At 58.3% G+C, this 26,085-nt stretch carries 30 protein-coding genes and 2 pseudogenes; 12 read left to right on the forward strand and 20 right to left on the reverse strand.

The genetic code is table 11. The features are described 5' to 3' along the window. Window positions 1-63: 63 nt before the first annotated feature. Window positions 64-762 carry a ribosome biogenesis GTP-binding protein YihA/YsxC gene (gene yihA / locus L0962_RS15240; RefSeq protein ID WP_234087315.1) on the forward strand — a complete coding sequence of 233 codons (699 nt, stop codon included), beginning with the start codon at window positions 64-66 and terminating at the stop codon, window positions 760-762. 103 nt (window positions 763-865) lie between these two features. Beyond that, window positions 866-1,864, forward strand: a complete 999-nt coding sequence (gene hemB, locus L0962_RS15245; protein ID WP_234087316.1) for a porphobilinogen synthase — start codon at window positions 866-868, stop codon at window positions 1,862-1,864. Window positions 1,865-1,921: 57 nt separating this feature from the next. Here the strand turns inward: hemB and slmA are convergent, their stop codons facing one another. The 14 genes from slmA to L0962_RS15315 form a co-directional block, all read right to left on the reverse strand. Then, window positions 1,922-2,524 (reverse strand): nucleoid occlusion factor SlmA, encoded by a 603-nt coding sequence (gene slmA, locus L0962_RS15250; protein ID WP_234087317.1) that lies wholly within the window; start codon window positions 2,522-2,524, stop codon window positions 1,922-1,924. Between the two features lie 34 nt (window positions 2,525-2,558). Then, a complete protein-coding gene (locus L0962_RS15255; protein ID WP_234087318.1) occupies window positions 2,559-3,179 on the reverse strand; it encodes a pyrimidine 5'-nucleotidase in 621 nt (206 codons plus the stop codon). A 108-nt stretch (window positions 3,180-3,287) separates the two neighbouring features. Continuing rightward, entirely contained in the window at window positions 3,288-4,175 is an 888-nt protein-coding gene (gene argB / locus L0962_RS15260; protein WP_234087319.1) for an acetylglutamate kinase, read from the reverse strand. A gap of 113 nt (window positions 4,176-4,288) precedes the next feature. After that, complete coding sequence (gene nudB, locus L0962_RS15265) at window positions 4,289-4,750, reverse strand: dihydroneopterin triphosphate diphosphatase (protein ID WP_234087320.1); 462 nt, start codon at window positions 4,748-4,750, stop codon at window positions 4,289-4,291. After that, window positions 4,747-5,145 carry a barstar family protein gene (locus L0962_RS15270; RefSeq protein WP_234087321.1) on the reverse strand — a complete coding sequence of 133 codons (399 nt, stop codon included), beginning with the start codon at window positions 5,143-5,145 and terminating at the stop codon, window positions 4,747-4,749. Before L0962_RS15270 ends, nudB begins: the two co-directional genes overlap by 4 nt. 4 nt (window positions 5,146-5,149) lie before the next feature. Then, window positions 5,150-5,506, reverse strand: coding sequence for a ribonuclease domain-containing protein (locus L0962_RS15275; protein WP_234087322.1), 357 nt, complete (start codon window positions 5,504-5,506; stop codon window positions 5,150-5,152). Between the two features lie 6 nt (window positions 5,507-5,512). Next, on the reverse strand, window positions 5,513-7,312 hold the full coding sequence (aspS, locus tag L0962_RS15280; RefSeq protein WP_234087323.1) for an aspartate--tRNA ligase: 1,800 nt from the start codon (window positions 7,310-7,312) through the stop codon (window positions 5,513-5,515). Window positions 7,313-7,335: 23 nt separating this feature from the next. Beyond that, window positions 7,336-7,953 (reverse strand): DUF502 domain-containing protein, encoded by a 618-nt coding sequence (locus L0962_RS15285; protein WP_234087358.1) that lies wholly within the window; start codon window positions 7,951-7,953, stop codon window positions 7,336-7,338. Continuing rightward, a complete protein-coding gene (locus L0962_RS15290) occupies window positions 7,953-8,201 on the reverse strand; it encodes a zinc ribbon domain-containing protein (protein ID WP_234087324.1) in 249 nt (82 codons plus the stop codon). The genes L0962_RS15285 and L0962_RS15290 overlap by 1 nt, the downstream gene beginning before the upstream one ends. A gap of 69 nt (window positions 8,202-8,270) precedes the next feature. Beyond that, on the reverse strand, window positions 8,271-9,125 hold the full coding sequence (locus L0962_RS15295) for an A24 family peptidase (protein ID WP_234087325.1): 855 nt from the start codon (window positions 9,123-9,125) through the stop codon (window positions 8,271-8,273). Next, window positions 9,122-10,354 (reverse strand): type II secretion system F family protein, encoded by a 1,233-nt coding sequence (locus L0962_RS15300; RefSeq protein WP_234087326.1) that lies wholly within the window; start codon window positions 10,352-10,354, stop codon window positions 9,122-9,124. The genes L0962_RS15295 and L0962_RS15300 overlap by 4 nt, the downstream gene beginning before the upstream one ends. A gap of 21 nt (window positions 10,355-10,375) precedes the next feature. Beyond that, window positions 10,376-12,091, reverse strand: coding sequence for a type IV-A pilus assembly ATPase PilB (gene pilB / locus L0962_RS15305; RefSeq protein WP_234087327.1), 1,716 nt, complete (start codon window positions 12,089-12,091; stop codon window positions 10,376-10,378). A gap of 77 nt (window positions 12,092-12,168) precedes the next feature. Next, window positions 12,169-13,449: a CNNM domain-containing protein gene (locus L0962_RS15310; RefSeq protein WP_234087328.1), complete on the reverse strand. Its 1,281-nt coding sequence runs from the start codon at window positions 13,447-13,449 to the stop codon at window positions 12,169-12,171. Between the two features lie 4 nt (window positions 13,450-13,453). After that, entirely contained in the window at window positions 13,454-14,293 is an 840-nt protein-coding gene (locus tag L0962_RS15315; protein WP_234087329.1) for an inner membrane protein YpjD, read from the reverse strand. Between the two features lie 29 nt (window positions 14,294-14,322). Here L0962_RS15315 and ffh point away from each other — a divergent pair, with 29 nt between their 5' ends. After that, complete coding sequence (gene ffh, locus L0962_RS15320) at window positions 14,323-15,693, forward strand: signal recognition particle protein (protein WP_234087330.1); 1,371 nt, start codon at window positions 14,323-14,325, stop codon at window positions 15,691-15,693. Here the strand turns inward: ffh and L0962_RS15325 are convergent, their stop codons facing one another. Both L0962_RS15325 and L0962_RS15330 read right to left on the reverse strand, forming a co-directional pair. Then, entirely contained in the window at window positions 15,694-16,311 is a 618-nt protein-coding gene (locus tag L0962_RS15325) for a lytic transglycosylase domain-containing protein (RefSeq protein ID WP_234087331.1), read from the reverse strand. Further along, complete coding sequence (locus L0962_RS15330) at window positions 16,299-18,029, reverse strand: proline--tRNA ligase (RefSeq protein WP_234087332.1); 1,731 nt, start codon at window positions 18,027-18,029, stop codon at window positions 16,299-16,301. The genes L0962_RS15325 and L0962_RS15330 overlap by 13 nt, the downstream gene beginning before the upstream one ends. A 114-nt stretch (window positions 18,030-18,143) precedes the next feature. Here L0962_RS15330 and L0962_RS15335 point away from each other — a divergent pair, with 114 nt between their 5' ends. From L0962_RS15335 to coq7, 3 genes are read left to right on the forward strand one after another with little or no spacing between them, the layout of a single operon-like run. Next, window positions 18,144-18,695 (forward strand): RNA pyrophosphohydrolase, encoded by a 552-nt coding sequence (locus L0962_RS15335; RefSeq protein ID WP_234087333.1) that lies wholly within the window; start codon window positions 18,144-18,146, stop codon window positions 18,693-18,695. Then, window positions 18,688-19,212, forward strand: coding sequence for a CNP1-like family protein (locus tag L0962_RS15340; RefSeq protein ID WP_234087334.1), 525 nt, complete (start codon window positions 18,688-18,690; stop codon window positions 19,210-19,212). The genes L0962_RS15335 and L0962_RS15340 overlap by 8 nt, the downstream gene beginning before the upstream one ends. A 2-nt stretch (window positions 19,213-19,214) precedes the next feature. Continuing rightward, on the forward strand, window positions 19,215-19,838 hold the full coding sequence (coq7, locus tag L0962_RS15345; RefSeq protein WP_234087335.1) for a 2-polyprenyl-3-methyl-6-methoxy-1,4-benzoquinone monooxygenase: 624 nt from the start codon (window positions 19,215-19,217) through the stop codon (window positions 19,836-19,838). A gap of 34 nt (window positions 19,839-19,872) precedes the next feature. Here coq7 and L0962_RS15350 read toward each other — a convergent pair whose 3' ends face one another. Further along, window positions 19,873-20,298 carry an OsmC family protein gene (locus tag L0962_RS15350; protein ID WP_234087336.1) on the reverse strand — a complete coding sequence of 142 codons (426 nt, stop codon included), beginning with the start codon at window positions 20,296-20,298 and terminating at the stop codon, window positions 19,873-19,875. 468 nt (window positions 20,299-20,766) lie between these two features. Between L0962_RS15350 and rplM the strand changes: the two genes are divergently transcribed. The 6 genes and pseudogenes from rplM to L0962_RS15380 form a co-directional block, all read left to right on the forward strand. After that, complete coding sequence (gene rplM, locus L0962_RS15355; protein WP_234087337.1) at window positions 20,767-21,195, forward strand: 50S ribosomal protein L13; 429 nt, start codon at window positions 20,767-20,769, stop codon at window positions 21,193-21,195. Window positions 21,196-21,204: 9 nt separating this feature from the next. After that, entirely contained in the window at window positions 21,205-21,597 is a 393-nt protein-coding gene (gene rpsI, locus L0962_RS15360) for a 30S ribosomal protein S9 (RefSeq protein ID WP_234087338.1), read from the forward strand. Between the two features lie 454 nt (window positions 21,598-22,051). After that, complete coding sequence (locus L0962_RS15365; protein WP_234087339.1) at window positions 22,052-22,666, forward strand: hypothetical protein; 615 nt, start codon at window positions 22,052-22,054, stop codon at window positions 22,664-22,666. Window positions 22,667-22,682: 16 nt separating this feature from the next. Next, the gene (locus tag L0962_RS15370) at window positions 22,683-23,075 is read left to right on the forward strand and encodes a polymer-forming cytoskeletal protein (RefSeq protein ID WP_234087340.1); all 393 of its coding nucleotides are present in this window, start codon (window positions 22,683-22,685) and stop codon (window positions 23,073-23,075) included. A 50-nt stretch (window positions 23,076-23,125) separates the two neighbouring features. Further along, entirely contained in the window at window positions 23,126-23,473 is a 348-nt protein-coding gene (gene erpA / locus L0962_RS15375) for an iron-sulfur cluster insertion protein ErpA (protein WP_234087341.1), read from the forward strand. 73 nt (window positions 23,474-23,546) lie between these two features. Continuing rightward, window positions 23,547-23,835 (forward strand): annotated as a pseudogene (locus tag L0962_RS15380) (transposase); the annotation flags it as partial. A gap of 83 nt (window positions 23,836-23,918) precedes the next feature. On the opposite strand, the pseudogene L0962_RS15385 reads toward L0962_RS15380, so the two are convergent. The 3 genes and pseudogenes from L0962_RS15385 to L0962_RS15395 all read right to left on the reverse strand — a co-directional run. Continuing rightward, window positions 23,919-25,009 (reverse strand): annotated as a pseudogene (locus L0962_RS15385) (IS3 family transposase). Then, window positions 24,909-25,658 (reverse strand): IS3 family transposase, encoded by a 750-nt coding sequence (locus L0962_RS15390; RefSeq protein ID WP_234087342.1) that lies wholly within the window; start codon window positions 25,656-25,658, stop codon window positions 24,909-24,911. The pseudogene L0962_RS15385 and the gene L0962_RS15390 overlap by 101 nt, the downstream one beginning before the upstream one ends. A gap of 182 nt (window positions 25,659-25,840) precedes the next feature. Next, the coding region (locus L0962_RS15395) for a hypothetical protein (protein ID WP_234087343.1) at window positions 25,841-26,085 on the reverse strand (245 nt) is incomplete at its 5' end.

The raw sequence follows: 26,085 nt of genomic DNA on the forward strand, positions 1-26,085 counted from the left end.
AAGTTACAAACCTGCTATTCTATATCAGTTCCCCTTCTGCGAGGCGGGTCTTCCGCGTTTTTTATGCCTCTGTTCCAACAGGCGACCTTTTTGACAACGGTCGCCAATCTGCGAGATTTACCGCAGGATGCCGTCCGCGAAGTGGCCTTCGCCGGTCGTTCCAATGCCGGCAAGTCGTCGGCGATCAACACCCTGGCAGGCCGCGTGCGCCTGGCCTTCGTCAGCAAGACGCCCGGTCGGACGCAGCACCTGAACTATTTCACGGTTGCCGAAAACAAGTATCTGGTCGATCTGCCGGGTTATGGCTATGCCAAGGCGCCGGAGGAAATCCGCGCCCAATGGGAAGGGCTGATCGGTCCCTATCTCAGTCAGCGCTCGCCGCTGGTCGGGCTGGTTGTGATCATGGATTGCCGTCGTCCGTTCACCGATCTCGATCGCAACCTGATCGACTGGTTCCGGCCGACCGGCCGACCGATCCACATCCTGCTCAGCAAGGCGGACAAGCTGTCGCGTCAGGAGCAGACCAAGGTGTTGAAGGCGGTTCGTATCGAGCTGGCGAATTGGGGGGAGGGCGCCTATTCCGTCCAGTTGTTCTCCAGCCTGAAGAAAAGCGGGCTCGAGGAAGCGGAGAAGGTGCTGGCCGGCTGGTTGGATCTGCCGCTCGAAAAGAAACCGGCGCTGGAAAACAAAGGGCCCCCGGATAAGGGGGGTCCGGGGGCCAAAATGCCTCAACGTCGTCAAGGCACCCGCTCAGGGAGGTGAAGCGGGAGACAGCGCGTGCCATCTGGTGGAATTGGATGGAGGCGACTTGTGAAAGTTCCGTGATCGGCGGAAAATTTTCGATTTGTTCGAAAGGCTTTCAGCAATGACCAACCGCGGTGCCTTCCCTGCCACCCGCCTGCGCCGGATGCGACGCGACGACTTTTCCCGACGCCTGATGCGCGAGTCGATGCTTACGGTCGACGACCTGATCTACCCGGTTTTTGTCCACGAATTGCCGGGGCGGGCGCCGATTCCCTCGATGCCGGGGGTTGAGCGCCTGTCGATCGACGAGTTGCTGCGCGTCGGCGAGCGCATGCTGGAATTGGGCATTCCGCTGCTCGACATCTTCCCCGTCGTCGATCCGTCGGCCAAGAGCCTGGATGCGTGCGAGGCCTGGAACCCGGACGGTTTGAGTCAGCGGGCGATCCGTGCGCTGAAGGCGCGTTTCCCCGAATTGGGGGTGATGACCGATGTTGCGCTCGATCCATTCACCACGCATGGCCAGGACGGCATCATCGACGACGACGGCTATGTGCTCAACGACATCACCACCGAAGCGCTGGTCAGGCAGGCCGTGTCGCATGTCGAGGCCGGTGCCGACATCGTCTCACCGTCCGACATGATGGATGGGCGAATCGGCGCGATCCGCGATGCGCTGGAGGCGGCCGGCTATGTCAATGCGCGGATCATGGCCTATTCGGCCAAGTACGCCTCGGCCTTCTACGGCCCGTTCCGCGATGCCCTGGGCACTGCCGGCAACCTCGGCAAAGGCAACAAATACACCTACCAGATGGACCCGGCGAACAGCAACGAGGCGCTGCGCGAAGTTGCTCAGGACATCGCGGAAGGTGCCGACATGGTGATGGTCAAGCCGGGCATGCCGTATCTGGACATTGTGCGTCGGGTCAAGGACGAGTTCGGTGTGCCGACTTTTGCCTACCAGGTCAGCGGCGAGTACGCGATGCTGAAGGCTGCCGCACAGAACGGCTGGCTGAACGAGAAGGCGGTGGTGCTGGAAAGCCTGCTGGCCTTCAAACGAGCCGGGGCCGACGGAATCCTGACCTACTTTGCGCTCGACGTTGCCGAATACCTGAAGGCTTGAACGAAACGATTTCGCTGGATTCTTGCGGTCGACCGCAGGAATCCAGCGATTTTCACATCAACTCGCGGCCGCCTGCGAGAGGCAGGCGAAGTAGAGCATCGGCCATTGCTGCGGCCATTGCGCCAGCGGTTCGCGGCTGAAGCCGGAGCGTGCGTATTGCTCCCAGCGGCCGACGACGTAGCAGCGCAGCAGGTTGGCCAGTGCGCCGAAATCGGCGTCGGCCTTGAAGCTCTCCTGCGTCGCGGCGATGCGCAGGGCCTGCTTGAGCGCCGCCTCGACCTTGTCGAGCAGCGCGTTGATGCGCAACTGCAGGCGTTCGTTCTCATTGACCAGGGCGTCGCCGATCAGCACCCGGGTCATGCCGCGGTTCTTCTGGGCGAAGTTGAGCAGCAGGCCGAGGATCAGTTCGATCTGACGGAAACCGCGTTGCTCTTCGCCGGTGATCTGGTTGATGACGCCGAACAGGCTCTGCTCGATGAATTCGATCAGCCCCTCGAACATTTGCGCCTTGCTGGCGAAGTGGCGGTAGAGCGCGGCTTCGGAACAGGTCAGCTTGCCGGCCAGGGCGGCGGTGGTGATCTTTTCCCCCTTCGGGGTTTCCAGCATTTCAGCCAGGGTTTGCAGGATCTGCAGGCGGCGTTCGCCCGGTTTGGTCGCCATCGATGTCGTCCCTCGAATGATTTTTGTGGCGGAATTATAGTCGACCGCAACGTTGCGGCAATTGCGTTACCGACGAAACCTGAACGTCAACATAAGGCGATCGGCGAGAGCCAGCGCTCACCCACACGGTTTTCATGCCGAGCTTGCGGGCGGTAATCAGGTTGGCCAGGCTGTCCTCGACCATGATGCAGCGGCGCGGATCGAGGCGCTCGGCGCGCAGGAGCGCACGGAAGCCCTGCGGCATCGGCTTGGGCCTGAATTTCAGGCTTTCCACGGTGTAGACCGTGGCAAAGTGGCGATCCAGGCCGGTCAGTTCGAGCACTGCCTCGGCGTAGGCGCGCGGCGCGTTGGAGAACAGGATCTTGCGCCCAGGCAGGCGTTTGAGCGTGTGCAGCAGCGGTTTCTCGAACACCAGCATGCGGGCGAGGTCGGGAAACTGGTGGGTTTCGTGCAGGAAATGGCGCGGGTCGATTGCGTGGTGGCGGATCAGCCCGAGCAGGGTTGCGCCGTAGCGCTGCCAGTAATCCTGGCGCAGGCGGTTGGCGGTATTTTCGTCGAGGCCGAGATGGCGCTCGATATACTCGCGCATCGCCCGGTTGATGTGCGGGAAGATGTGCGGGGAAGCGTTGTGCAGCGTGTTGTCGAGATCGAACAACCAGACGCGCTGGGTATTGATGTTGGCTATGGCCGCTCCTTACCGTCGCTTAACCAGCCTTTGGCTGGTTAGCCTCCGCCGCAAGAAGCCCGCTGTGCGGGCGTCTTGTCAGTGCGACTTGATCATCGTGCCGACGCCGTGGTCGGTCAGGATTTCGAGCAACAGCGCGTGTTCGACGCGACCGTCGATGATGTGCACGCCCTTGACGCCGTTGCGGGCGGCATCGAGCGCCGAGCCGATCTTCGGCAGCATGCCGCCGGACAGCGTGCCGTCGGCGACCATTTCGTCGATCTCCTTTGGCGTGATGCCGGTGATCAGGTTGCCGGCCTTGTCGAGCACGCCCGGGGTGTTGGTCAGCAGCACCAGCTTCTCGGCCTTGAGCACTTCGGCGATCTTGCCGGCAACGACGTCGGCGTTGATGTTGTAGGTCTCGCCTTCGTCGCCGACACCGATCGGGGCAATCACCGGGATGAACGAGGCCTTGTCGAGGTGGTCGATCAGCGACGGGTCGATCTTGGTGATCTGGCCGACCTGGCCGACGTCGATCAGGTCGCCCGGATGGTCCTTGTCTTCCAGCATCAGCTTCTTGGCGCGGATGCAGTTGCCGTCCTTGCCGGTCAGGCCGACGGCCTTGCCACCGTGCTGGTTGATCAGGTTGACGATGTCCTTGTTGACCTGGCCGCCAAGCACCATTTCGACGACTTCCATGGTTTCGGCGTCGGTGACGCGCATGCCCTGGATGAACTCGCCCTTCTTGCCGACGCGGGTCAGCAGGTTTTCGATCTGCGGGCCGCCGCCATGCACGACGACGATGTTGAAACCGATCAGTTCGAGCAGGACGACGTCGCGGGCGAAGCAGCTTTTCAGGTGCTCGTCGGTCATCGCGTTGCCGCCGTACTTGACGACGATGGTCTTGCCGTGGAAACGCTTGATGTAGGGCAGGGCTTCGGCCAGAACGGCGGCCTTGGTGGCGGGGGCGAGGTTTTCGATGCTCATGGCGGGCTCCGTTGCGAATCGCCGCGGATTGTACAAAGAAAACGCTTGGAACGGGATTCCAACCCGGTCCCGCCGACCTGTTGGAAACCCGCTAACCGCCTTGGAACCGCTCGTCACATGGCTTTCAATTCGCGCTTCTGCCATTCCGGCAGCAGCAGGATGGCATCCCGGTTGCTCCACGAGAAGCAGGATTCGGCGGCTTGCTGCCACGGCAGCCAGCGGTGATCGCGATGTTCCTCCGGCGAACGAAGGATGGGCGGTCGTGCGGGAAGGCAGAGTCCGAAAACGTGCTCGGTGTTATGCGTGACGCCGGGTGCATAACGTTGTCGCCAGGTGGCAAAGATCTCGTAGGTATTGGCGATTCGCCAGTCGCTCAGGATGCCGGTATCGGTGGAAATGCCGGTTTCTTCGAGAACTTCCCGACGGGCCGTTTCAACCGGATCTTCGTTTCTTTCGCGGCTGCCGGTGACCGATTGCCAAAAGCCGGGATGTGCGGCGCGTTCGAGCAGCAGGACGTCAAGGGCTGCCGTGTGGATGACGACCAGTACCGAGACGGGTTGTTTCCAGGTGCTCACGGCCGGGGCCAGTCCGGGAGGTCGGCTGTTTTGAGGTCGAGGATGAATGCCAGCGCAGCTGTGCCGCCCTCTTCGCGCGCCTGGCAGGAGGCTTCCAGCGTCTCGAGCAGGGCGGCGATGGGCACAGGATCCCTCGCTTGCAGGGCCGTCATGCCGTAACAACGGACGATACTCGGTGCGTCCTTTTGCCAGTCGGCATCGGTCAGGCAGTCGTACAGTGCGTCGAGATTGGGCGCATAGTAATCGGGGAGATCGAGTGCATTCCCGATGGCCTGCAAAGCGTCGCGGATTTTTTGGCAATTTGACAGGTCGACCGCAAAAGTCGCCGTGGCGGGCTGTGCGTCGTCGAGGCGATGCAATCCAACCGGAAAAGCGGGCATGGGGTCGTTGTTCATTGGCTTATTCCCGGATTCGTCGGAATGTCTCGTAGTGGTCCGCCGTGTAGTAGTACTCGCCGGGTTGCCCGGCGACGATGCGGCGCGGGCCGCGGTCGCGGCGACCGGGCGTCGGGACGGTGTATTCCCGATAATAGCCACGGGCCTGCTGCGGCAGCCGTTTTTCGAAGTTGTTGAAGACGATGCCGTCCCGCGAATACGGGAAGGGGCCGCCGCGTTTGATCGTTGTCAGGGTGTCGCGGGCTTCGACCGGAAGTTCGCGTAGTTCGACCCAGTTCGCGTCGCGTGGGCCATTCCAGAATGCAAAAGCGCTTCCGATCGCCAGCAGCAGGGCGATCAGGAAGCGCAGCCAGAAGCGCATGGCGGTTTAGGCCTGGCTGATTCCGACCTGGGTTTCCACCTTCTGGCGCAGACGGATGTGCAGTTCGCGCAGTTGCTTCTCGTCGACCGCCGAGGGTGCGTCGGTCAGCAGGCACTGGGCGCGCTGCGTCTTCGGGAAGGCGATCACGTCGCGGATCGACTCGGCGCCGGTCATCATCGTGACGATACGGTCGAGGCCGAAGGCCAGGCCGCCGTGCGGCGGCGCGCCGTACTTCAGCGCGTCGAGCAGGAAGCCGAACTTGGCCTGCTGTTCTTCCGGACCGATGTTGAGCGCGGCGAAAACCTTCTCCTGTACGTCGGCGCGGTGGATACGCACCGAGCCGCCGCCCAGTTCCCAGCCGTTCAGCGCCAGGTCGTAGGCCTTGGCCAGGCACTTGCCGGGATCGGTCGTCAGGAACTCGAGGTGCTCGTCCTTCGGGCTGGTGAAGGGGTGGTGGCAGGCCGTCCAGCGCTTGGATTCGTCGTCGTACTCGAACATCGGGAAGTCGATGACCCACAGCGGGGCCCACTTGGCGCCGGTGACGTAGCCCTTCTCGTGGCCGATCTTGATGCGCAGCGCGCCGATGGCGTCGCTGACGATCTTGGCCTTGTCGGCGCCGAAGAAAATCAGGTCGCCGGATTGGGCGCCGGTGCGCTCGATGACCGTGCGCAGCGAGGCTTCGGAGAGGTTCTTGACGATCGGCGACTGCAGGCCGGTTTCGTTGATCTGCGAGACATCGTTGACCTTGATGTAGGCCAGACCCTTGGCGCCGTAGATGCCGACGAACTTGGTGTATTCGTCGATCTCGCCACGGGTCAGGCTGGCGCCGCCCGGAATGCGCAGCGCGGCGATGCGGCCGCCCTCGCTGTTGGCGACGTTGGCAAAGACCTTGAAGGCGACGTCCTTGAAGGCATCGGCGACGTCGACCAGTTCCAGCGTGACGCGCAGGTCCGGCTTGTCGGAGCCGTAGCGGCGCATGGCTTCGGCGTAGGTCATGCGCGGGAATTCCGGCAGATCGACGTCGATGGCTTCCTTGAACACGGTGCGGATCAGCTTTTCCATCAGTGCGGTGATTTCGGCCTCGCTCATGAACGAGGTCTCGATATCGACCTGGGTGAATTCCGGCTGGCGGTCGGCGCGCAGGTCTTCGTCGCGGAAGCATTTGGTAATCTGGTAGTAGCGATCGTAGCCGGCCACCATCAGCAACTGCTTGAACAGCTGCGGCGACTGCGGCAGCGCGAAGAACTGGCCGTCATGCACGCGCGACGGCACCAGGTAGTCGCGGGCGCCTTCCGGCGTGGACTTGGTGAGCATCGGCGTTTCGATGTCGATGAAGCCGTTGTCGTCGAGGAAGCGGCGGAAGGCGCGCGCCGTCTTGTAGCGCAGCAGCAGGTTCTGCTGCATCTGCGGGCGGCGCAGGTCGATGACGCGGTGCGTCAGACGGACGTTTTCCGACAGGTTCTCGTCGTCGAGCTGGAAGGGCGGGGTGACCGAGGGATTGAGCACCTCGATCTCGTGGCAGAGCACTTCGATCTCGCCCGAGGCCAGGTTGGCGTTGGTCGTGCCGGCCGGACGCGGACGGACCTTGCCGGTGATCTTCAGGCAGAACTCGCTGCGCACCGACTCGGCGATCTTGAAGGCATCGACGCGATCCGGATCGCAGACCACCTGGGCCAGGCCGTCGCGGTCGCGCAGATCGATGAAGATGACGCCGCCGTGGTCGCGACGACGGTGGGCCCAGCCGCACAGGGTGACGATCTGGCCGTCGAGGGAGGCGTTGAGTTGTCCGCAGTAATGGGTACGCATGGATGAATCCGTTGGGTTGCTGATTAGTGATTGTGGGGAGCGATGCGGGGCGCTGTCGGCGGTGCTACAACCCCCATCGAAATGATGTACTTGAGTGCTTCCTCGACCGTCATGTCGAGTTCGATGACATCGGTTGCCGGTAGCATCAGGAAGAAGCCGGAGGTCGGGTTCGGCGTGGTCGGCACGTAAACGCTGACGAACTCTCCTGACAGGTGAGTACGCAGTTCCCCGCCTGGTTTGCCTGTGAGGAAAGCAATGGTCCACGCGCCCTGGCGCGGATACTGAATCAGTAGCGCTTTCCGAAAGGCGTTGCCGTTCGGCGAAAAAAGCGTATCGGAGACCTGCTTGACGCTTTTGTAAACCGAGTTGACCACAGGAATTCGGCTGAGCAGCATGTCCCACCAACTGACCAGTTTCTGGCCGATGAAGTTTGCGGCAAGCAGGCCCGTCAGGAAAATCATTGCCAGGGTCAACAGAGCTCCGACGCCAGGCAGGGAAAAGCCGATCAGGTTTTTCGGATGAACGGATTCAGGCAGTAGCCGGAGCGACTGATCCAGTGTTTCGACGATGGCCGAAAGCACCCAGGCAGTGATGACCAGCGGGACCCAGATCAGCAGTCCCGTGATGAAGTAACGCTTGATCAGTTGGCCACGCACGACGAACAACTTCCTTCCCCAGTCTGGCAGGGAGGTGGGGCCTTCGGTTTGTCGCTCTTGAAGTCGGTGGCGTACCAGCCGCTGCCTTTCAATTGAAACCCGGCAGCGGAAAGCAGTTTGTTGTACGTTTCCTTGCCGCAGGCGGGACAGACGCTGAGCGGAGCATCGCTCATTTTCTGCAAGTGTTCCTTCTGGTGGCCACAGGAATCGCAGCGATATTCGTAAATCGGCATGGGAATCCTCCAAAACCCTGAATTATAACCGAGAGACAGGCCCCATATATCGGGGTGCCTGCACCGGTTTCAATAGATCAGGCCAAGATAGGATTCGTTCAGCGTTCTTCCCCAGAAAAGGGCAATCAACCCGGCGATCGCGAGATAAGGTCCGAAAGGGATCGGAACATTGCGTCCGTGCCGGGCAAAGATCATCAAAAGAATGCCGATGACAGCGCCAACCATCGAAGACAGCAGGATAATCGCCGGCAGCATTTGCCAGCCCAGCCAGGCGCCGAGGGCTGCGAGGAGCTTGAAGTCGCCATAGCCCATGCCTTCTTTTCCGGTAGCAAGCTTGAACAGCCAGAACACCGACCAGAGAACCAGGTATCCGGCCATCGCACCGATGACAGCGCTGTGCAGGTCAGTGAAACTGGCTTCGAGATTGAATAGCAGACCAAGCCAGAGGAGCGGCAAGGTAATGCTGTCCGGCAATAGTTGTGTGTCCAGATCGATGAAGGTCAGGGTCAACAAAGCCCAGAGCAGTAAAACGGCAGCAACTGCTTGTTGCGTCGGGCCGAAATGCCAGACGGTAAAGGCCGTCGCAATGCCGGTCAGTGCTTCGATCAACGGGTAGCGGAGGGAAATTCTCGTGCCGCAGTGCCGGCATTTGCCTCTGAGGATCAGGAAGTAACTGACTAGCGGAATGTTGTCCTGCCAGCCAATTGTTCTGGAGCAACTCGGGCAACGCGAACGTGGGGTCGCCAGGTTGTAGGGCGGGTTGGGTTGTGACGGTGTGTCGCCCTTGAATTCCAAAAGCTGACTTTGCCATTCGTTCTCCATCATTTTCGGCAGACGGAAAATGACGACGTTGAGGAAGCTGCCAATACAGATGCCGAGTAGTCCGCAGAGGATGGCGACTGAAGTGGAATCGAATACCATCATCCCCCAACCACCGCACCCAGTTTGAACAGCGGCAGGTACATGGCGACGACCATGCCGCCGATCAGCGTTCCCAGAACCACCATGATCATCGGCTCCATCAGGCTGGACATGGCTTCAACAGCATCGTCAACTTCTTGTTCGAAGAAATCGGCAACCTTCGAAAGCATGGAATCCAGCGCTCCGGATTCTTCACCAATGGCTACCATCTGGGTCACCATGTTAGGGAAGACGTTGGCGTTCTGCATGGAAACGGTGAGACTGGTACCGGTGGCTACCTCGCTTTGAATCTGTCGCGTGGCAATTTTGTAAACATAGTTGCCCGATGCGCCGCCGACCGATTCGAGCGATTCCACCAGAGGGACGCCTGCGGCGAACATCGTTGAGAGTGTCCTGGTCCAGCGAGCGATCACTGATTTTCGAACGATCTCGCCGAAAATGGGTAGCCGCAGCAGCAGTCGATCCATCGTGAATTGTATTTTTTCCGAACGCTTCCAGCTTTCGAGGAAGGCATAGATGCCCCCCCCGATCACTCCGAAAATGGCCCACCAGTAAGCGACAAAGAAATCCGAGATGCTGATGACCATCAAGGTTGGTGCGGGAAGGTCGGCACCAAAACTCTGGAATACATCCTTGAAGGCCGGAATCACGAAAATCATGATTACCGCGGTGATCACAAAGGCAACAACCAGTACAGCGACGGGATAGAACAGGGCCGACTTGATCTTGCTCTTGATCGCGAGAATCTTTTCCTTGTAGGTTGCCAGACGATCCAGCAGTGATTCAAGAATCCCCGCATGTTCGCCGGCGCCGACGAGATTGCAGTACAAGGCGTCGAAGTGCAGTGGGTATTTTTTGAATGCCTGCGATAGCGAACTGCCTGTTTCGACGTCTGCCTTGATGTCGAGCAGCAGTTTCCCAACGGATGGATTGGCATGCCCTCTGCCGACAATATCAAAAGCCTGAAGTAGCGGGACTCCGGAGCGCATCATCGTCGCCAATTGGCGGGTGAACAGGGTGATGTCCTTCTCTGTGATCTTGCGCCCGGTCTTGAACCGGATTTTTTTTACCTTTGCATCTGAGATGCCTTGTCTGCGCAGCGACGTCTGTACCACCGATTCGCTGGCTGCTCTCATTTCGCCACGGACGGTCTTCCCATCCTTGTTTCTGCCTTCCCATTGGAAGGTGCTTTCCTTGACGCCAGGTAGTTTCTTCTTTGTGGGCGTTGCCATTTGAGTCCTGTCCTTGAGCGGTTAAGCGTTGGTGGTGCTCAGTACTTCATCCAGTGAGGTGAGGCCTTGCTTGACTTTCAGCAAGCCGGACTCCCGTAGATCCTTGACCCCTTCCTGTTTGGCCTGGGCTGCCAGATCAAGTGCGGTGGCGCCGCTCATGATCAGTCGCTGCATCGCTTCCGAAACGGGCATGACTTGGTAAATACCCACCCGTCCTTTGAAACCGCTTCCCTTGCAGCGCTCGCAGCCTTTGGGGCCATAAAGGGTCCATGACCCGTCAAGTTCTTCGGGCTTGAACCCGGCGTCGAGCAGAGCCTGTTCCGGGACGGTAATTGGCTGCTTGCAGGAGCAGAGTCGGCGCGCCAGGCGTTGCGCAGTGATCAGCAGGATGCTTGAGGCGATGTTGAAGGTCGGAACCCCCATATTCATCAGGCGGGTCAGTGTCTGCGGGGCATCGTTGGTGTGCAGCGTCGATAGGACCATGTGGCCGGTCTGCGCTGCTTTGATGGCAATTTCGGCGGTTTCCAGATCGCGGATTTCACCCACCATGATGATGTCCGGATCCTGGCGCAGAAAGGCTTTCAAGGCGACCGGGAAGGTCAGCCCGGCGCGATCATCAACGTTGACCTGGTTGATGCCGGCCAGATTGATTTCGGCCGGGTCCTCGGCGGTGGAGATGTTGACGCCATCCTTGTTCAGGATGTTCAGGCAGGTGTAAAGGGAAACGGTTTTCCCCGACCCTGTCGGACCCGTGACCAAAACCATGCCGTAAGGACGGTTGACCGCATCAAGCAGCGCTGCTTTTTGTTCCGGTTCGTAACCCAGGGCCTCAATGCCCAGTGTTGCCGATGCCGGATCCAGGATACGCAGGACAATCTTTTCTCCTTGCAGTGTCGGTAGCGTACTGACGCGGAAGTCGATGGCCCGGGTCTTGGATAGCACCAGTTTCATGCGCCCATCCTGCGGAACCCGCTTTTCGGCAATGTTCAGACGGGAAATGACCTTGATGCGTGAAGCGATTTTTTCCTTGATGGCGAGCGGTGGTGAGGCAACTTCACGCAATATGCCATCAATACGGAAACGAATTCGATAGCTTTTTTCGTAAGGTTCGAAATGGACGTCGGAGGCGCCGTCGTTGATGGCGTCGAGCAGGATCTTCTGGATGAATTTGACGACCGGAGCATCGTCAATGTCCTGCGCATTGGCGTCTTCGGCAGCGGTAGCTGCTTCCTCGTCGAGAAAATCCAGGTTGACGTCGTCGCTAGCCAGGTTCTTCAGCGACTCGGAGGCGGATTCCGAATACTTCGTTACCAGCGGAGCAAGCTTGGGGTGCTCTACGACGATGGGGTCGACGGCCAATCCTGTCTGAAAACGGATTTCATCCAGCGCGCGCAGGTTGGTTGGGTCCGATGTGGCAATCGACAAGCGGTTGCCGCGTTTGTACAACGGAATGACCCGGTGCGTTGCAATCAGCTTCCGGTCGATAGCACTGGCTGGAATGTTTGCTTCATCGAAAGCTTCGAGATCCATCAGCGGGTAGCCGAAGGTTTCGGCAGCAAATTTGGCGATTTCGAGTGCCGTCGCGCGTTGGCTGCTGATGATCTGTTCGATGAAGGGGAGCTTGGCCGCCTGGGCCTGCTGGCTGATTTCCTCGGCTTCGGCTTCCTTCAGTCGTCCTGCCTGAACAAGGGCGCGAACGAGTCCGCTGAGCGGGGAATTGGGCGGAGTGGCGGCCATTGGATGCTGATGGTATTAGATGCGGTTAGGATCGCCCGATGATGCTACGTGCAAGCCGGTTTGTAAAGCTGATGGCGTTATGTTGCTTCAAGACCTTGCGGGGAGTGAATGCGGGCTGTTATCACGCTGCGATCCTGTGTTTGCACGATTTCAACCGGAATGCCGTTGAGTTTGATGCTGGTCCCGGCTTCCGGGATGTCCTGAAAGTGTTCGAGGATCAATCCGTTCAGGGTTTTGGGGCCGTCAAGCGGGAATTCCAGGCCGAGCATCCGGTTGATGTCGCGCAGCGGGCGGGACCCCTCGACCAGTGCAAACCCCTCTTCTCGCCAACACAGCGTTGTGTCCAGTCCTGGCAACGAAGTGGTGAAATCACCGATGAATTCCTCGATGATGTCTTCCAGCGTCAGTAATCCTAGGATGTCCCCGTATTCATCAACCACGAAGCCGATACGCTGTTTGTTCTCCTGAAAAAAACTCAGTTGGGAGAACGCAGCGGTGCCGGCGGGAATGTAATAAGGGGGATGGACCTGATCAAGCAGTGCCGCTTGATCGAAATCCGGTGCCGTGCTTACGGTCAACAGGCGCCGAACCGGCAAAATGCCGATCAACTGATCGAGTGAACTGCGGCAGACAGGCAGCCGACTGTGATGACTGGTCGTGAGCTGCTCTAGCACGGCGCTCCAATCCTGTTCGATATCAAGGATTTCGATGTTGCCACGCGGCGTCATGATGTCTTCGACCGTGATGTTGTTGAGGTCGAAGAGCCGGTCGAGGATCAACTGGTGTTTTTTCGGAATGATGTGAGAGGACTCCAGCACCAGGCTGCGGAGCTCTTCGCTGGTCAGCCGCGCTTCGTCCTGATTTGGCCTGCTGCTCAGTCCCAGCATTTTGAGGATGGCGGAGGCGAACAGGTTGATGAACCAGACGATGGGCTGCAGCAGGCGCAGTAGCGGAGCCAGGACGTAGGCCAGGAGCACGGCCAGGCGATCGGCATAGGTTGCGCCGACGATTTTTGGGGTGATTTCGGAAAAAACCAGAATTGCGAAAGTGACGACCAATGTGCCTGCGCCGAGGGCCCAACGGTCGTCGCCGAACAGTTCCATCGTGATGACGCTGACCAGTGTGGCGGCGGCAGCGTTGACCAGGTTGTTGCCAAGCAGAATGACTCCGAGCATCCGGTCTGTTTGTGCCAGCAGCCGGGTTGCCAGCTGGGCGCCTCGATGACCGTTCTGGGCTAGGTGCCGGAGTCGGTAGCGATTGGATGCCATCATCGCTGTTTCGGTCATTGAAAAAAAACCGGACAGCGCGAGTAGTACAGCCAGCGCGAGCCAGAGGGTGCCTAAGGGGAGTTCTTCCACGCCGTCAGACCCGGCCGAGCAGGACTTCGAGCACGAAGCGGCTGCCGACATAGGCCAGGATCAGCAGCGCAAAGCCGGCCAGTGTCCAGCGCAGGGCCTTCTTGCCGCGCCATCCCCAGGCATGACGGCCGATCAGCAGCGTGGCGAATATGAGCCAAGAGGCAATGGCAAAAACGACCTTGTGATCGAGCGTCAGCGGTTTGCCAAACAGAATTTCCGAGAACAGCAGCCCGCTGCCGACAGCCAGGGTGAGCAGGATGAAGCCGACGGTCAACATCCTGAACAGCAGCGATTCCATGGCCATCAGCGGCGGCAGGCTGGCCAGGCTGCGGTGCATGGCTCGCCGATGCAGGGCGTTTTCGGTAAAACCCATGAAAATGGCGTGCAGTGCCGACAAGGTCAGCAGGCTGTAGGCCAGCATTGCGGCCAGGAAATGGAACTGGAAGGCGGTGGCGTCGGCGTGCGCGACCAGGTGATCGGTCGGAAAAATGACGGGCAGGAAGCTCGATATCGCCGCCAGCGGCAGAACCATCGGTTGCATGCCTTCCATACGCGCCATGAAGCTTTCCAGCCAGTAAATCAGGACAGCCAGCCACATCATCAGCGACAGGGCGAGCCCGAAAGAAAAGCGCATGCCGCTCGCCGTGAGGATGGCATCATGCAGGCCCCAGGCGTGAAGGCCGAGCGCGATGCCGATGACAGTCCGTTCCCAGCGAGCCATCGGCCGGGCGACACGCTGTTGCTCGTGTTCGCGCCAGCGGGTGTTCCAGAAATGAAAGCCGAGCCCAGCGTAGAGCTGGGCGGCGAGAATGTGGGGCAGAAGCTGAATTACAATGTCGGCCATCCAGAAATTCTACTAGAAGCCTATCTGACATGCTCGACAACCTGACGACGCGCCTTGCCCGCGTCATGAAGACGCTGAAAGGCGAAGCCCGCCTGACCGAATCGAATATCGCCGATGCCTTGCGCGAAGTGCGCATGGCTTTGCTGGAGGCCGATGTCGCCTTGCCGGTGGTCAAGGATTTCATTGCTGCGGTCAAGGAAAAGGCGGTGGGCCAGGAGGTCATCGGCTCGCTCAATCCGGGGCAGGCGCTGATCGGTGTCGTTCATGGCGAACTGACCAAAATCATGGGCGAGGCCCACGAGGGCATCAATTTCAATACCCAGCCGCCGGCGATCGTGTTGATGGCGGGCTTGCAGGGGGCGGGCAAAACGACCACGGTCGGCAAGCTGGCCAAGCTGCTCAGGGAGCAACAGAAAAAGAAGGTGCTGGTCGTCTCCTGCGACGTTTATCGTCCGGCGGCCATCGAGCAGCTCAAATCGGTGGCGGCCCAGGCCGGTGTCGATTTCTTCCCGTCGTCGGTGGGTGAAAAACCCGAGGCCATCGCCGAGGCGGCGATCGACTGGGCAAAGCGCCATTATCACGATGTGCTGCTGGTTGATACCGCTGGGCGTCTTGCGGTCGACGAGGAGATGATGGCCGAAATCAAGCGCTTGCATGCGGCGATCAAGCCGATCGAGACGCTTTTCGTGGTCGATGCAATGTTGGGTCAGGATGCCGTCAATACCGCCAAGGCATTCAATGAGACCCTGCCGCTGACCGGCGTCGTGCTGACCAAGCTCGACGGCGATGCGCGGGGCGGTGCGGCGCTGTCGGTGCGTCACATCACCGGCAAGCCGATCAAGTTTGCCGGTGTCGGCGAAAAACTGACCGGGCTGGAGGCTTTCCATCCGGAGCGGATGGCCTCGCGCATCCTCGGCATGGGCGATGTGTTGTCGTTGATCGAGGAAGCCAAGAAAGGCATCGATGAAGAAAAGGCGATCGAGTTTGCCAAGAAACTGAAATCCGGCAAGGGCTTCGATCTCAATGATTTCAAGGCGCAGATCGGCCAGATGCGGGCGATGGGCGGCCTCAGTTCGCTGATGGACAAGCTGCCGGCGCAGTTTGCCCAGGCCGCCGGTCAACTGCCCGCCGGCGCCGAAAACAAGATGATCGGCCGGGTCGAAGGCATCATCAATTCGATGACGCCGGCCGAGCGAGCCAAGCCGGAGCTGATCAAGGCCAGTCGCAAGCGTCGCATCGCGATGGGGGCGGGGGTCCAGGTCCAGGAAGTGAATCGTCTGCTCAATCAGTTCGAGCAGACGCAAAAGATGATGAAACAGTTTTCCAAGGGCGGCATCGGCAAACTGATGCGCGGCATGAAGGGCATGATGCCTGGCGGCTTCGGCGGGCTTGGCCGCTGATTAGTGCGGATTCTGGCTGGCCAGCGTCGAGGTCGGTTCGTAGGACCACTGACGCTGCCAGGCGCCGCGGACCAGATTCGGGTATTCCGGCCGGCCAAGGCTGCCGTTGTAACGGCCGAGCGCACGGAACAGGTCGCCTTTCTCGATATCCAAATAGTGACGCAGGATGGTGCAGCCGTAGCGCAGGTTGGTGCGCATTTCGAATAGCGAGTCGTCCGTCCGTCCGATCAGTTTGACCCAGAATGGCATCACCTGCATGTAGCCGCGGGCGCCGGCCGACGAGACGGCATATTTGCGGAAACCCGATTCGACCTGGACCAGACCGAGTACCAGTTGCGGGTCCAGCCCGGCGCGGGTGGCCTCATAGTGAATGCTGCGCAACAGGTCGATCCGGTAATCGCGATCCGGAATGCGCTTTTCCAAGCGCTGGGACATGGCCGCCAGCCAATCCGCGGCTTCCAGGGGCGATTTGAACGAGGAAACCTGCGGCCTGGCATCGGCAACCGATTTGCTCAAGGCGGCCTGGACACTGGCCGACAACGGCTCGTATTTCTGCGCGCCGGCCAGTGCTGCGGTCGACGCGCAGAAAAGACAGAAAATGCCGATCAGGCGGCGCACAGCTTCCCTTGCAGCAGGCCGACGATGTCGCTCTGGGCGACCATCGTCGCTTCCGCGTCGGTCCGCCCCTTGTACTCGAACTGGCCGTCCTTCAGGCCGCGCTCGCCGATGACCACGCGGTGCGGGATGCCGATCAGTTCCATGTCGGCGAACATGACGCCGGGGCGTTCGTTGCGGTCATCCAGGACGACGTCGATGCCCTGCTGCTTCAGGTCGGCGTAGAGCTGGTCGGCGGCAGCCTTGACCGTTTCGCTCTTGTGGTAGCCCATGGGCACGATGCAGACCGCGAACGGGGCGATCGCCGGCGGCAGGATGATGCCCTTGTCGTCGTTGCCCTGCTCGATGGCGGCGCCGACGATGCGCGAGACGCCGATGCCGTAGCAGCCCATCTCCATCACCTGGCTCTTGCCGTTCTCGTCGAGGAAGGTGCAGTTCAGCGCCTTGGCATACTTGCTGCGCAGCTGGAAGATGTGGCCGACCTCGATGCCGCGGCAGATGCCGAGCAGGCCCTTGCCGTCCGGCGACGGATCGCCGGCGACGACGTTGCGGATGTCGAAGACTTCCGGTTCCGGCAGGTCGCGGCCGAAATTGACGCCGCTCAGGTGGTAGCCGGCTTCGTTGGCGCCGCAGACGAAGTCGTTCATCGCGGCGACCGTGCGATCGGCGAAAATCGCCACTTTCTCACGGTCGACCGCCACCGGACCGATAAAACCGGGGATGCAGCCGAGGTATTCCTGAACTTCGCTGTCGCTGGCAAAGCGGAAGGCGCCGAGCGCGGCGATCTTGCCGGCCTTGATTTCGTTCAGTTCGTGGTCGGCGCGCAGCAGCAGCAGCGCGAACTTCTTGCCGCCGTCTTCCTGTTCGGCCACGACGGCGATGGTTTTGACGATTTTCGTCAGGTCGACCGTGAGAAAGGCGGCAACGTCGGCGCAGGACGTCTTGCCCGGCGTCGCCACCTTGGCCATCGGCTGAGCGGCGGCGGCGCGTGGCGTCGCCGGGGCGACCGCCTCGGCGAGTTCGACGTTGGCGGCATAGTCGGAATCCGGGCAGAAGGCGATGTCGTCCTCGCCGGAGTCGGCCAGGACGTGGAATTCGTGCGAGCCATCGCCGCCGATCGAGCCGGTGTCGGCCGCGACGGCGCGGAACTTCAGGCCGAGCCGGGTGAAGATGCGACCGTAGGTGGCGTACATGTTGCCGTATTCGCGCACCAGGTCGTCAAACGAGGTGTGGAAGGAATAGCCGTCCTTCATCAGGAACTCGCGACCGCGCATGACGCCAAAGCGCGGGCGGATCTCGTCGCGGAACTTGGTCTGGATCTGGTAGAGATGGATCGGCAGCTGGCGATAGCTCTTGACGTCGCGGCGGACGACGTCGGTGATGACTTCCTCGTGCGTCGGGCCGATCACGAAATCGCGCTGGTGACGGTCCTTGAAGCGCAGCAGTTCGGGGCCGTAGGCCGGGCCGCGACCGGATTCTTCCCACAATTCGAACGGCTGCACGGCCGGCATCAGCAGCTCGAGTGCGCTGGCGGCGTTCATTTCCTCGCGCACGATGTTCTCGACCTTCCTCAATACACGAAGGCCGAGCGGCATCCATGTATAGATGCCGGCGGCGGCACGCTTGATGTAGCCGGCGCGCAGCATCATTTTCTGGCTGATCACTTCGGCGTCGGCCGGGGCTTCCTTGAGTGTAGTGAAGAAGAACTGCGTAGTGCGCATGGGATGCTCTTGATTCGGTGGAAAAAAGCCGATTTTACACGGAGCAGCGGCTTTGCACGCGGACGGGGTTTGTGAAAGAATCGGGGCAACCGATTAATTTTTTGCAGGATTTCTATGCTCGACCGCGAAGGCTATCGCCCGAACGTCGGCATCATTCTTTGTAACGCCAAGAACGAGGTTTTCTGGGGTAAGCGCATTCGGGAGCATTCCTGGCAGTTTCCACAGGGTGGCATCAAGCGCGGCGAAACGCCGGAAGAAGCCATGTACCGTGAACTGCATGAAGAAGTCGGGTTGCATCCCGAACATGTGCGTATTCTGGGGCGGACCAAGGGCTGGTTGCGTTACGATGTGCCGAATCAATGGATCAAACGCGAATGGCGTGGTTCCTACAAGGGGCAGAAGCAGATATGGTTTTTGCTGCGACTCGTTGGCCGTGACAGTGATGTCAGTCTGCGGGCGACGGCCAAGCCGGAATTCGACGCCTGGCGCTGGAACGATTACTGGGTCCCGCTGGATTCCGTGATCGAATTCAAGCGTGGGGTTTACGAACAGGCGCTGAACGAACTGGTCCGCTTTCTTGAGCAGGATCGCCGGGGTTCCCGGAGCAAACGAGGCGTACCGGTCGTGGATGAACAATCGAAGGAGGCGGTAGGTGGTGGTGACTAATCTTGGCCGTCGTTTGATCGTTGCTGCTTTGCTCGCCTACGCCGGTGTCGTGCATGTGTTCGCGGAAGACGATGAAGATTACCGTCCGGGGGGCTGGCAGGAGGAAGAGGTTGTTTTTCCTCCCATGCCTGAGGAAAAGAACCTGAAGGGGTTCTTCGTCAGCGCTGCCGTTGATAACAGGTACGCTGTCGACCTGGCTTCGATTTCCGTCGGCAAGGATGGCGTTGTGCGCTATGTGCTGGTTGTTGATACGCCGGGCGGATCCCGCAATGTCACCTATGAAGGCATGCGATGCGAAACCAAGGAAAAGCGTCTTTATGCGACGGGCCGACGTGATGGTCGGTGGGTGAGTTCGCGCAATGTCGACTGGGAACGCATCGTGGATACGCCCCCACGTCGTCAGCACGCTGCGCTATTTCTCGAGTATTTTTGCCCCGGGGCTACGCTTGTGCTTGATGCCGAGGAAGCGCGCAATGCGCTGATCCAAGGGGTCCATCCTTTGAACAGGATGCGCTGATCGTGCATCTGGATGATCTTATTGTTGGATTTGATCGGGCCTTGCGGACACTGGCAGCACCTGCTTCATCGGTACGGCCGGTTCCTGGTGCTGATGTCGCGGATGTGCTGCTGGGCGACAGTGAGCGCCGGCATGTGTGTGGCTTGATGCGGGTGAACCATAGTGGTGAGGTTTGTGCGCAGGCGTTGTATCAGGGGCAGGCCCTCACGTCCCGCCGTGAGGAGGTCAAGCTTGCGCTCAAGTCTGCGGCTGATGAAGAGGTTGAGCATCTGGCCTGGACAGAGGCTAGGCTAGGGGCGTTGGGTGGGCGTGTCAGTCTGCTTAACCCGCTCTGGTATGTCGGATCACTGACGATCGGTGTGGTGGCAGGAGTCCTCGGAGATAAATGGAACCTGGGCTTTCTGGCGGAGACCGAGCGTCAGGTTGAGGCTCATCTGGATGGGCATTTGGACAGCTTGCCGTCGGCGGATTTGCGTTCTCGAGCGATAGTGGCACAGATGCGGGATGACGAAGCGGGGCACGCCAAGATGGCGATGGATTTTGGAGCCGCGGAATTGCCGGCTCCGGTGCGTGTGGCGATGAAATTGACGGCCCGTTTTTTGACAGGGCTTTCTTACCATATCTAGATAGATATCACCTCGCGGTCAAACGTCTACGAGGCTACTCCTCAATGATTTCGAAATCGTGAGTGATTGCTGCCGTCTTGGCCATCATGATCGAGGCAGAGCAATACTTGTCCTTCGAAAGGGCGATGGCGCGTTCGACGATCTCGCGCTTTAGTTGCTTCCCTTTCACGCGGTAATGGAAGTGCAGCTTGGTGAAGACTTTGGGGTCGTTTTCGGCTCGATCTGCCTTGATGCTCACCTCACAACCGCTGACCGCATGGCGCCCTTTCTTCAGTATGAGCACAATGTCGAAAGCGGTGCAGCCGCCTGTGCCGGCTAGCAGCATTTCCATCGGGCGCGGTGCGAGGTTGCGTCCTCCTGCTTCAGGTGCGCCATCCATCGTGACGGCATGTCCACTCCCCGTCTCAGCGGTAAATGACATTCCGGCATCCTGACCATTCCATCTGACAGTGCATTCCATCGATTTTCCTCTCCTCAAATCGGTGAATTCTATCGGAGCTGTTGGTCATGCGTCTTGCAGGGTGGTGTTGCGTTGCGGAAACGGGGTGAGTTGTATGCAATTCGAATTGCCTTGTTTTTGTTTTACATTGGTGTATTTGTAAAAAAATATAATAGCTAATCTTTTTAAAACAGTATCTTAAAGTAAATATAAAAAATCTATGACTAGATGGTTTGTAAATTTGTGCGATGCACAAATTTGTTTGCAATTCGTGGTCGTTTGGGGAATAATGAAGACGTACGAACTGATGCGGTTTTGAATCAGTTCAGGATTGTCTCCTCCACCCTCCTCCTTTGGTGTGGATTTAACGCGGCTCAGCGAGCCGCGTTTTTTTTCCCTGTTTTTCCTTTGTGAGTTGACTTGCTTTGGTTGGGGAAATATAATCAGCGGCTTTCTTTAATCTGGCCTATTTTTCAGGACGGCATATTCATGAAAACGTTTTCCGCCAAGCCACATGAGGTGAAGCGCGAGTGGTTTGTGGTAGACGCCACAGACAAGGTGCTCGGCCGCCTTGCTGCCGAAGTTGCTCGTCGCCTGCGTGGCAAGCACAAGGCTATCTACACTCCGCACGTTGATACCGGTGACTTCATCGTTGTGACGAATGTTGAAAAGCTGGTTGTTACCGGCAACAAGTCCGAAGACAAGAAGTACTTCCGTCATTCGGGCTATCCTGGTGGTATCTACGAGACAAATTTTAAAAAGCTTCAGCAGCGTTTTCCGGGGCGTGCTCTGGAGAAAGCGGTTAAGGGCATGCTGCCCAAGGGGCCGTTGGGTTACGCTATGCTGAAGAAGCTGAAGTGCTACGCTGGCGATCAGCATCCGCATTCTGCCCAGCAGCCGAAAGCGCTCGAAATTTAAGGGGTAATCATGGCTGAAGCATATTTTTACGGTACCGGGCGTCGCAAAAGTGCTGTCGCTCGCGTTTTCATGAAGCGTGGTTCCGGTTCCATCGTCGTTAACGGAAAGCCGGTCGACCAATTCTTTTCCCGCGAAACTGGTCGAATGATCGTCCGTCAGCCGTTGGCGCTGGTGGAGCAGTTGGCTGGTTTCGATATCAAGGTAAATGTTGCAGGCGGCGGCGAGTCCGGTCAGGCTGGCGCTGTTCGCCACGGCATTACTCGTGCCTTGATCGAGTTTGATGCCGCGCTCAAGCCCGCGCTTTCCAAGGCTGGGTTTGTCACCCGTGATGCGCGCGAAGTGGAGCGTAAGAAAGTTGGCTTCCACAAAGCTCGTCGCCGTAAGCAGTTCTCCAAGCGTTGATTTTTTCTGTTGTTTCAAAAAAAGCCGCCTTTGGGCGGCTTTTTTTATTTATCAAACGGATCCTAAACCGAGTTTCCACCTATTTGAGCAAAAAAGGGGGCAAGGATTTTGGGCTGTGCATGCAATGTCGTTAGGTTAGAGATTATGGTGCACTATGGTTGCATGAGTGCCCTAAGTTAAACCACGGGTCGTACAGCTTAAGCAGGAGCGGTGGATCAAGGAGTTGGGGGGGGCTGGGAGGGGGCGACGTATGGTCAGTTAATCCCTATGCCTAGCTGTCGGCTTTCTGGTCATCCTGGTTAACCTAATGCAGGGTGGGGCATGTCATGCGTTACTTCAGGGTATGATGCTTCAACTGAAAAGGTGTTTGTGAGTACTTTGTGTGCGAGTTCCTGCGCTATCGTTGAAGTTCAAGAGGTTTCGCCGTCGCTTCGGGGTGACTGCTCCGAGGGTGGTGATACGTGAGCATGTTTCTTGGTATCGCTGGGTGTTGTTGATCGTGTTGTCCTTTTTGGCCGGTTGGGCTGGGGCTGTGATTTTGCGAGGTGACTCCGAGTTGAAAGGGGTACGAGAAAGTCTTGCGGCTCAGCGTGAAGAACTGCTGGTTCTGCGTTCGGTTGTGGGAACCGAACGAAATGAAGCAAGTCTTGAGCGAGCCTCGCAGCGACAGCTAGTTGACCGGATGGCTCGTTTGGAGATGGACAATTCGCTGCTGAAAGAAGATTTGCTGGCGTATGAAAAATTGTTATCAGCAGGCTTCGATGGTACTTTAATTAAAGTAGAGGTTTTTCGGTTGCTGCCGGAGGCTGCTGGCAGAGCCCGTTTTCGCTTTTTGCTGGCGAGTCAGAAAATGGGGGGGGAGCAGCAATTCAAGTATCAGGTTTACTTCAAAACGAAAGATGGGGAGGTGGTGCGCCGCTATCCTGTTCAGCCGGAACTGATCAAGGTAGGGCGTGTTTTGCGAATAGAGGAGAGTGTTGATGTGCCTGAGGGGGAACCGCTTCAGGCGGCTGAGTTGAGAGTTTGGCTTGGGGAGAAGCTCTTGTTGAAGCGTGAGACACTTATTTGATATTTTAGGATTCTTGATGTTCGCGAAAAAAAAAGAAACTAGGTCGTTAGCCAAAATAGAAAGTCTGATAGGTGCTGGTACCTGCATTGAGGGTAAGGTTCGGTTTTCCGGTGGGTTGAGGATTGATGGTGAAGTTAAGGGGGCTGTTGAGGCTGTGCCGGGGTCCGATGCCGTGCTTGTGATAAGTGATCAGGCGAGGATAGAGGGGGGGGTTGAGGTAACTCATCTCGTTATGAACGGTGTGATTGTTGGGCCTGTATTTGTGGCTGAGTCTCTGGAGATGCAACCGAAGTCCCGTATCTTGGGTGACGTGACCTATGCGGCGATTGAGATTCATCAAGGGGCGGTTATAGAAGGACGGTTGGTCCATCAGTCCGCCAAGGAACCAAATTTGCCTTCCGGGGACTAAAACCCTGTTCTATTTTTGTTAACTGAAATTTGAAAGTTTCGGAGTTTATTATGAGCGAGGTAGTTGAAGTTATGCCATTGGTTTTTACTGATAGCGCAGCCAGTAAGGTTAGAGAGTTGATTGAAGAGGAAGGAAATGCTGCGTTGAAGTTGCGGGTCTTTGTGACTGGTGGTGGTTGCTCAGGTTTTCAATATGGCTTCACTTTTGATGAAGAGGTTGCTGACGACGATACAATGATGGAAAAGAACGGTGTGACCTTGTTGATTGATCCGATGAGCTATCAATACTTGGCTGGGGCGGAAATTGATTATACGGAAGGCTTGGAGGGGTCTCAGTTTGTGATTCGCAATCCAAATGCAACCTCTACTTGTGGCTGTGGTTCTTCTTTCTCCGCTTGATTCCCTGACGCCCCCTCGGAATTGAGTGGCGCCTGATTTTAGGGTCCAATCATTCACGACAAGGTGATTGGACATGAAGAAGCGGTTCACCGAAGAACATATCATTGGTTTCCTGAAGGAAGCGGAGGTAGGATGCTGGTTGCCGAGTTGTGCCGAAAGCACGTGGTCTCGAAAGCGAGTTACTACCTCCGGCGCAGCAGGTTTGGCGGAGTGAGTGTGTCTGACGCCAAGCAGTTCAACGAGCTCGAAACGGAAGACACGCGCTTGAAAAGCTGCTAGCCGAGACGATGCTGGAGAATGAGATCGCCAAGGAAGTCCTGCGAAAAGTGGTGAGCGCACCGTCATGTTGTGATCTGGTGCGCTAAGAGGTGGCGCCACGCAGTTAGACGAAACTAAGTGATTTCTCTGCGGGTTAAGCCGCTGCGGCGAGCAGCGTCTGGTTGAACTAAGCCGTATCCGGGGTTTGCCCGTCAAGCGCTGAGTGTGGGCGACGGCGATTGCAGAAATCGAAATAGCGAGCCAGCGACTGCCGGACCTCGGAAACGGAGTTGTAGCCGTGCAGGTAAATCTCCTCTTGCTTAACAGATTCCAGAGGCGCCCGAAACCGGCCGTTGAAGCTCTCGATGAAGGCATTCTGCGTCGGTTTGCCCGCCTGGATCAGCTTGAGTTGCACGCCGTGCTGGTAGGCCCATTGGTCCAATGCCTTGCCGGTAAATTCTGGCCCCTGATCTGTCCGGATCGCCTTGAGATAACCCCTGAAGCGGGCTGCCTGATCGAGCACTCAGGTCACGTAATGTCCCGATATTCCGAAATCAACGGCGAGATCGATGGCCTCCTTGCTGAAGTCATCGACGATGGTCAGCACCTTGATCCGGTGGCCATTGGCCAATGCGTCACTGACAAAGTCCATCGACCAGACCTGATTCGGTGAGGACGGCAATTCCAATACCTGCCGCTCGATGGCGAGACCATGTTGTTTCTTGCGCCGCCGAACCGATAGCCCAGCATCACTGTAGAGACGATAGATACGCTTGTGATTGGCTTGGACGACACCCTCACGGCGAACCAATGCATGCAGACGGCAATAGCCGAACCGGCGGCGCTCGCCGGCCAGTTCAAGTAGTATTGCCTGCAATTGTTCATTTTCTGGCTGTACTTTCGATTCGTAATTCAGGACCGCGCGCGACAAACCCACCAGTAGGCAGGCGCGGCGCTCGGAAATCGTTGTCGATTCACGCATCACCATGGGGGCCTCACGCTTTTGCTGGGGGCTCAGCGTTTTCGGCCAAAAGCCGCTTTCAGCGCCTCAGCGTCCAAGATCGATTCGGCCAGCAACCGTTTGAGCCTAGCGGTCTCCGCTTCGAGTTCCTTCAGTCGCTTGGCATCCAGTACCGAGATGCCGCCAAACTTCGCTCGCTAGTTGTAGAACGATGCATCACGAAAGCCGTGCTGCCGACACCGTTCCTTGATTGGCACACCGGCTTCCGCCCGCTGCAAAAAGCCGATGATCAGCTCTTCTGAAAACCGCTTCTTCAAGTCCATTCTCCTTCTCGAAACGCCCATTGAATGATTCGATATAGGCATTCTGATTCGGACGGTTGCTGGTGAGATTGCGCAGCAAATAGGAATAGATGCGGTGCGCCTGGTTGCGCTGATTGGTGTTGGCTTTGCGGTGGACGGCCTGGATGTCGAGTTTCCGCATGAGCGGGCTGAGCTGCTTGTGAACAATTTCGTGACCTTCGAGCTTGAGCATGTCGCGCAACATTCGCACCCTGGCAAATGGGTGTTCCAGATGCAGTTCATCAATCCGCCTCATCAATTTCAGATCGCTTTCCGACGTCGGCTGCGCTTGGTAATAGACAGAAGAGCGCGAAAGTTCCTGCAACTGGGCTTGCCTGACGACGGCCTGGTCATGGGTCTTATCGATCATCGTTTTGCGCTCGCATTTCCGACGCGACCAAGCGCGCCGGCCAAAAAAAACGATCTCCAATGCCCGCTGGCCGATCTTTGCATGCAAATCCTTCAGGTCCGGCGTCGCCGCCTGCTTCTCGGCTGCCGTAGCGAAGACACCCGAAGTGTTCTCTAGTAGTTGCGTCTTCCACTGCGTGATTTGATTCGGATGAACATCAAACGTCTCCGCTAACGCGGCCAGCCTTCCATCGCCCTTGAGGGCGGCAATTGCCACCTTGGCCTTGAAGGCAGCAGCGTGGTTACAGCGGGGTTTTCCAATTGCTTCTGCTCCTTGGCAGGCGATTTCAATCGCCTAGTGAGGCGGAGATTTCACTTAACCGCACGTCCGGATTCGCTGAGTCACCTCTCTGAAAACGGGGGCGTAGGCTTCTGGCTATATTTCCAGCCGAGCCCCCCCTAGAATTGAGTCGCGGGAATATTTGCTGAATGGGGTTGACGGTTTTTTTGGGGTGTGTAGAATGCGCACCTTCCTTGCGGTGCCGGGGTTTTCGGCGAAGCGAGGCAAGCGGTGAGGTGAAAGAAATTTTGCTGAGGTGCTTGACGAAGTTGAGGTTGTGTTTCATAATCTCGCTTCTCTGCTGCTGACGGAGTGAAAGCGACGGCGCGGTGGAATTGATCTTTAAAAGTTAGGACAACCGATA

It is taken from the genome of Azonexus sp. R2A61, from assembly GCF_021401135.1.
In the GTDB taxonomy this organism is placed as follows: domain Bacteria; phylum Pseudomonadota; class Gammaproteobacteria; order Burkholderiales; family Rhodocyclaceae; genus Azonexus.

What these genes read in the sequence shown, in the direction of transcription:
- yihA (WP_234087315.1), top strand. Translation starts at nt 64, where the DNA reads ATGCCTCTGTTCCAACAGGCGACCTTTTTGACAACGGTCGCCAATCTG.
- hemB (WP_234087316.1), top strand. Translation starts at nt 866, where the DNA reads ATGACCAACCGCGGTGCCTTCCCTGCCACCCGCCTGCGCCGGATGCGA.
- slmA (WP_234087317.1), bottom strand. Translation starts at nt 2,524, where the DNA reads ATGGCGACCAAACCGGGCGAACGCCGCCTGCAGATCCTGCAAACCCTG.
- argB (WP_234087319.1), bottom strand. Translation starts at nt 4,175, where the DNA reads ATGAGCATCGAAAACCTCGCCCCCGCCACCAAGGCCGCCGTTCTGGCC.
- L0962_RS15270 (WP_234087321.1), bottom strand. Translation starts at nt 5,145, where the DNA reads ATGAACAACGACCCCATGCCCGCTTTTCCGGTTGGATTGCATCGCCTC.
- L0962_RS15275 (WP_234087322.1), bottom strand. Translation starts at nt 5,506, where the DNA reads ATGCGCTTCTGGCTGCGCTTCCTGATCGCCCTGCTGCTGGCGATCGGA.
- aspS (WP_234087323.1), bottom strand. Translation starts at nt 7,312, where the DNA reads ATGCGTACCCATTACTGCGGACAACTCAACGCCTCCCTCGACGGCCAG.
- L0962_RS15290 (WP_234087324.1), bottom strand. Translation starts at nt 8,201, where the DNA reads ATGCCGATTTACGAATATCGCTGCGATTCCTGTGGCCACCAGAAGGAA.
- L0962_RS15295 (WP_234087325.1), bottom strand. Translation starts at nt 9,125, where the DNA reads ATGATGGTATTCGATTCCACTTCAGTCGCCATCCTCTGCGGACTACTC.
- L0962_RS15300 (WP_234087326.1), bottom strand. Translation starts at nt 10,354, where the DNA reads ATGGCAACGCCCACAAAGAAGAAACTACCTGGCGTCAAGGAAAGCACC.
- pilB (WP_234087327.1), bottom strand. Translation starts at nt 12,091, where the DNA reads ATGGCCGCCACTCCGCCCAATTCCCCGCTCAGCGGACTCGTTCGCGCC.
- L0962_RS15315 (WP_234087329.1), bottom strand. Translation starts at nt 14,293, where the DNA reads ATGGCCGACATTGTAATTCAGCTTCTGCCCCACATTCTCGCCGCCCAG.
- ffh (WP_234087330.1), top strand. Translation starts at nt 14,323, where the DNA reads ATGCTCGACAACCTGACGACGCGCCTTGCCCGCGTCATGAAGACGCTG.
- L0962_RS15330 (WP_234087332.1), bottom strand. Translation starts at nt 18,029, where the DNA reads ATGCGCACTACGCAGTTCTTCTTCACTACACTCAAGGAAGCCCCGGCC.
- L0962_RS15335 (WP_234087333.1), top strand. Translation starts at nt 18,144, where the DNA reads ATGCTCGACCGCGAAGGCTATCGCCCGAACGTCGGCATCATTCTTTGT.
- L0962_RS15350 (WP_234087336.1), bottom strand. Translation starts at nt 20,298, where the DNA reads ATGGAATGCACTGTCAGATGGAATGGTCAGGATGCCGGAATGTCATTT.
- rplM (WP_234087337.1), top strand. Translation starts at nt 20,767, where the DNA reads ATGAAAACGTTTTCCGCCAAGCCACATGAGGTGAAGCGCGAGTGGTTT.
- rpsI (WP_234087338.1), top strand. Translation starts at nt 21,205, where the DNA reads ATGGCTGAAGCATATTTTTACGGTACCGGGCGTCGCAAAAGTGCTGTC.
- L0962_RS15370 (WP_234087340.1), top strand. Translation starts at nt 22,683, where the DNA reads ATGTTCGCGAAAAAAAAAGAAACTAGGTCGTTAGCCAAAATAGAAAGT.
- erpA (WP_234087341.1), top strand. Translation starts at nt 23,126, where the DNA reads ATGAGCGAGGTAGTTGAAGTTATGCCATTGGTTTTTACTGATAGCGCA.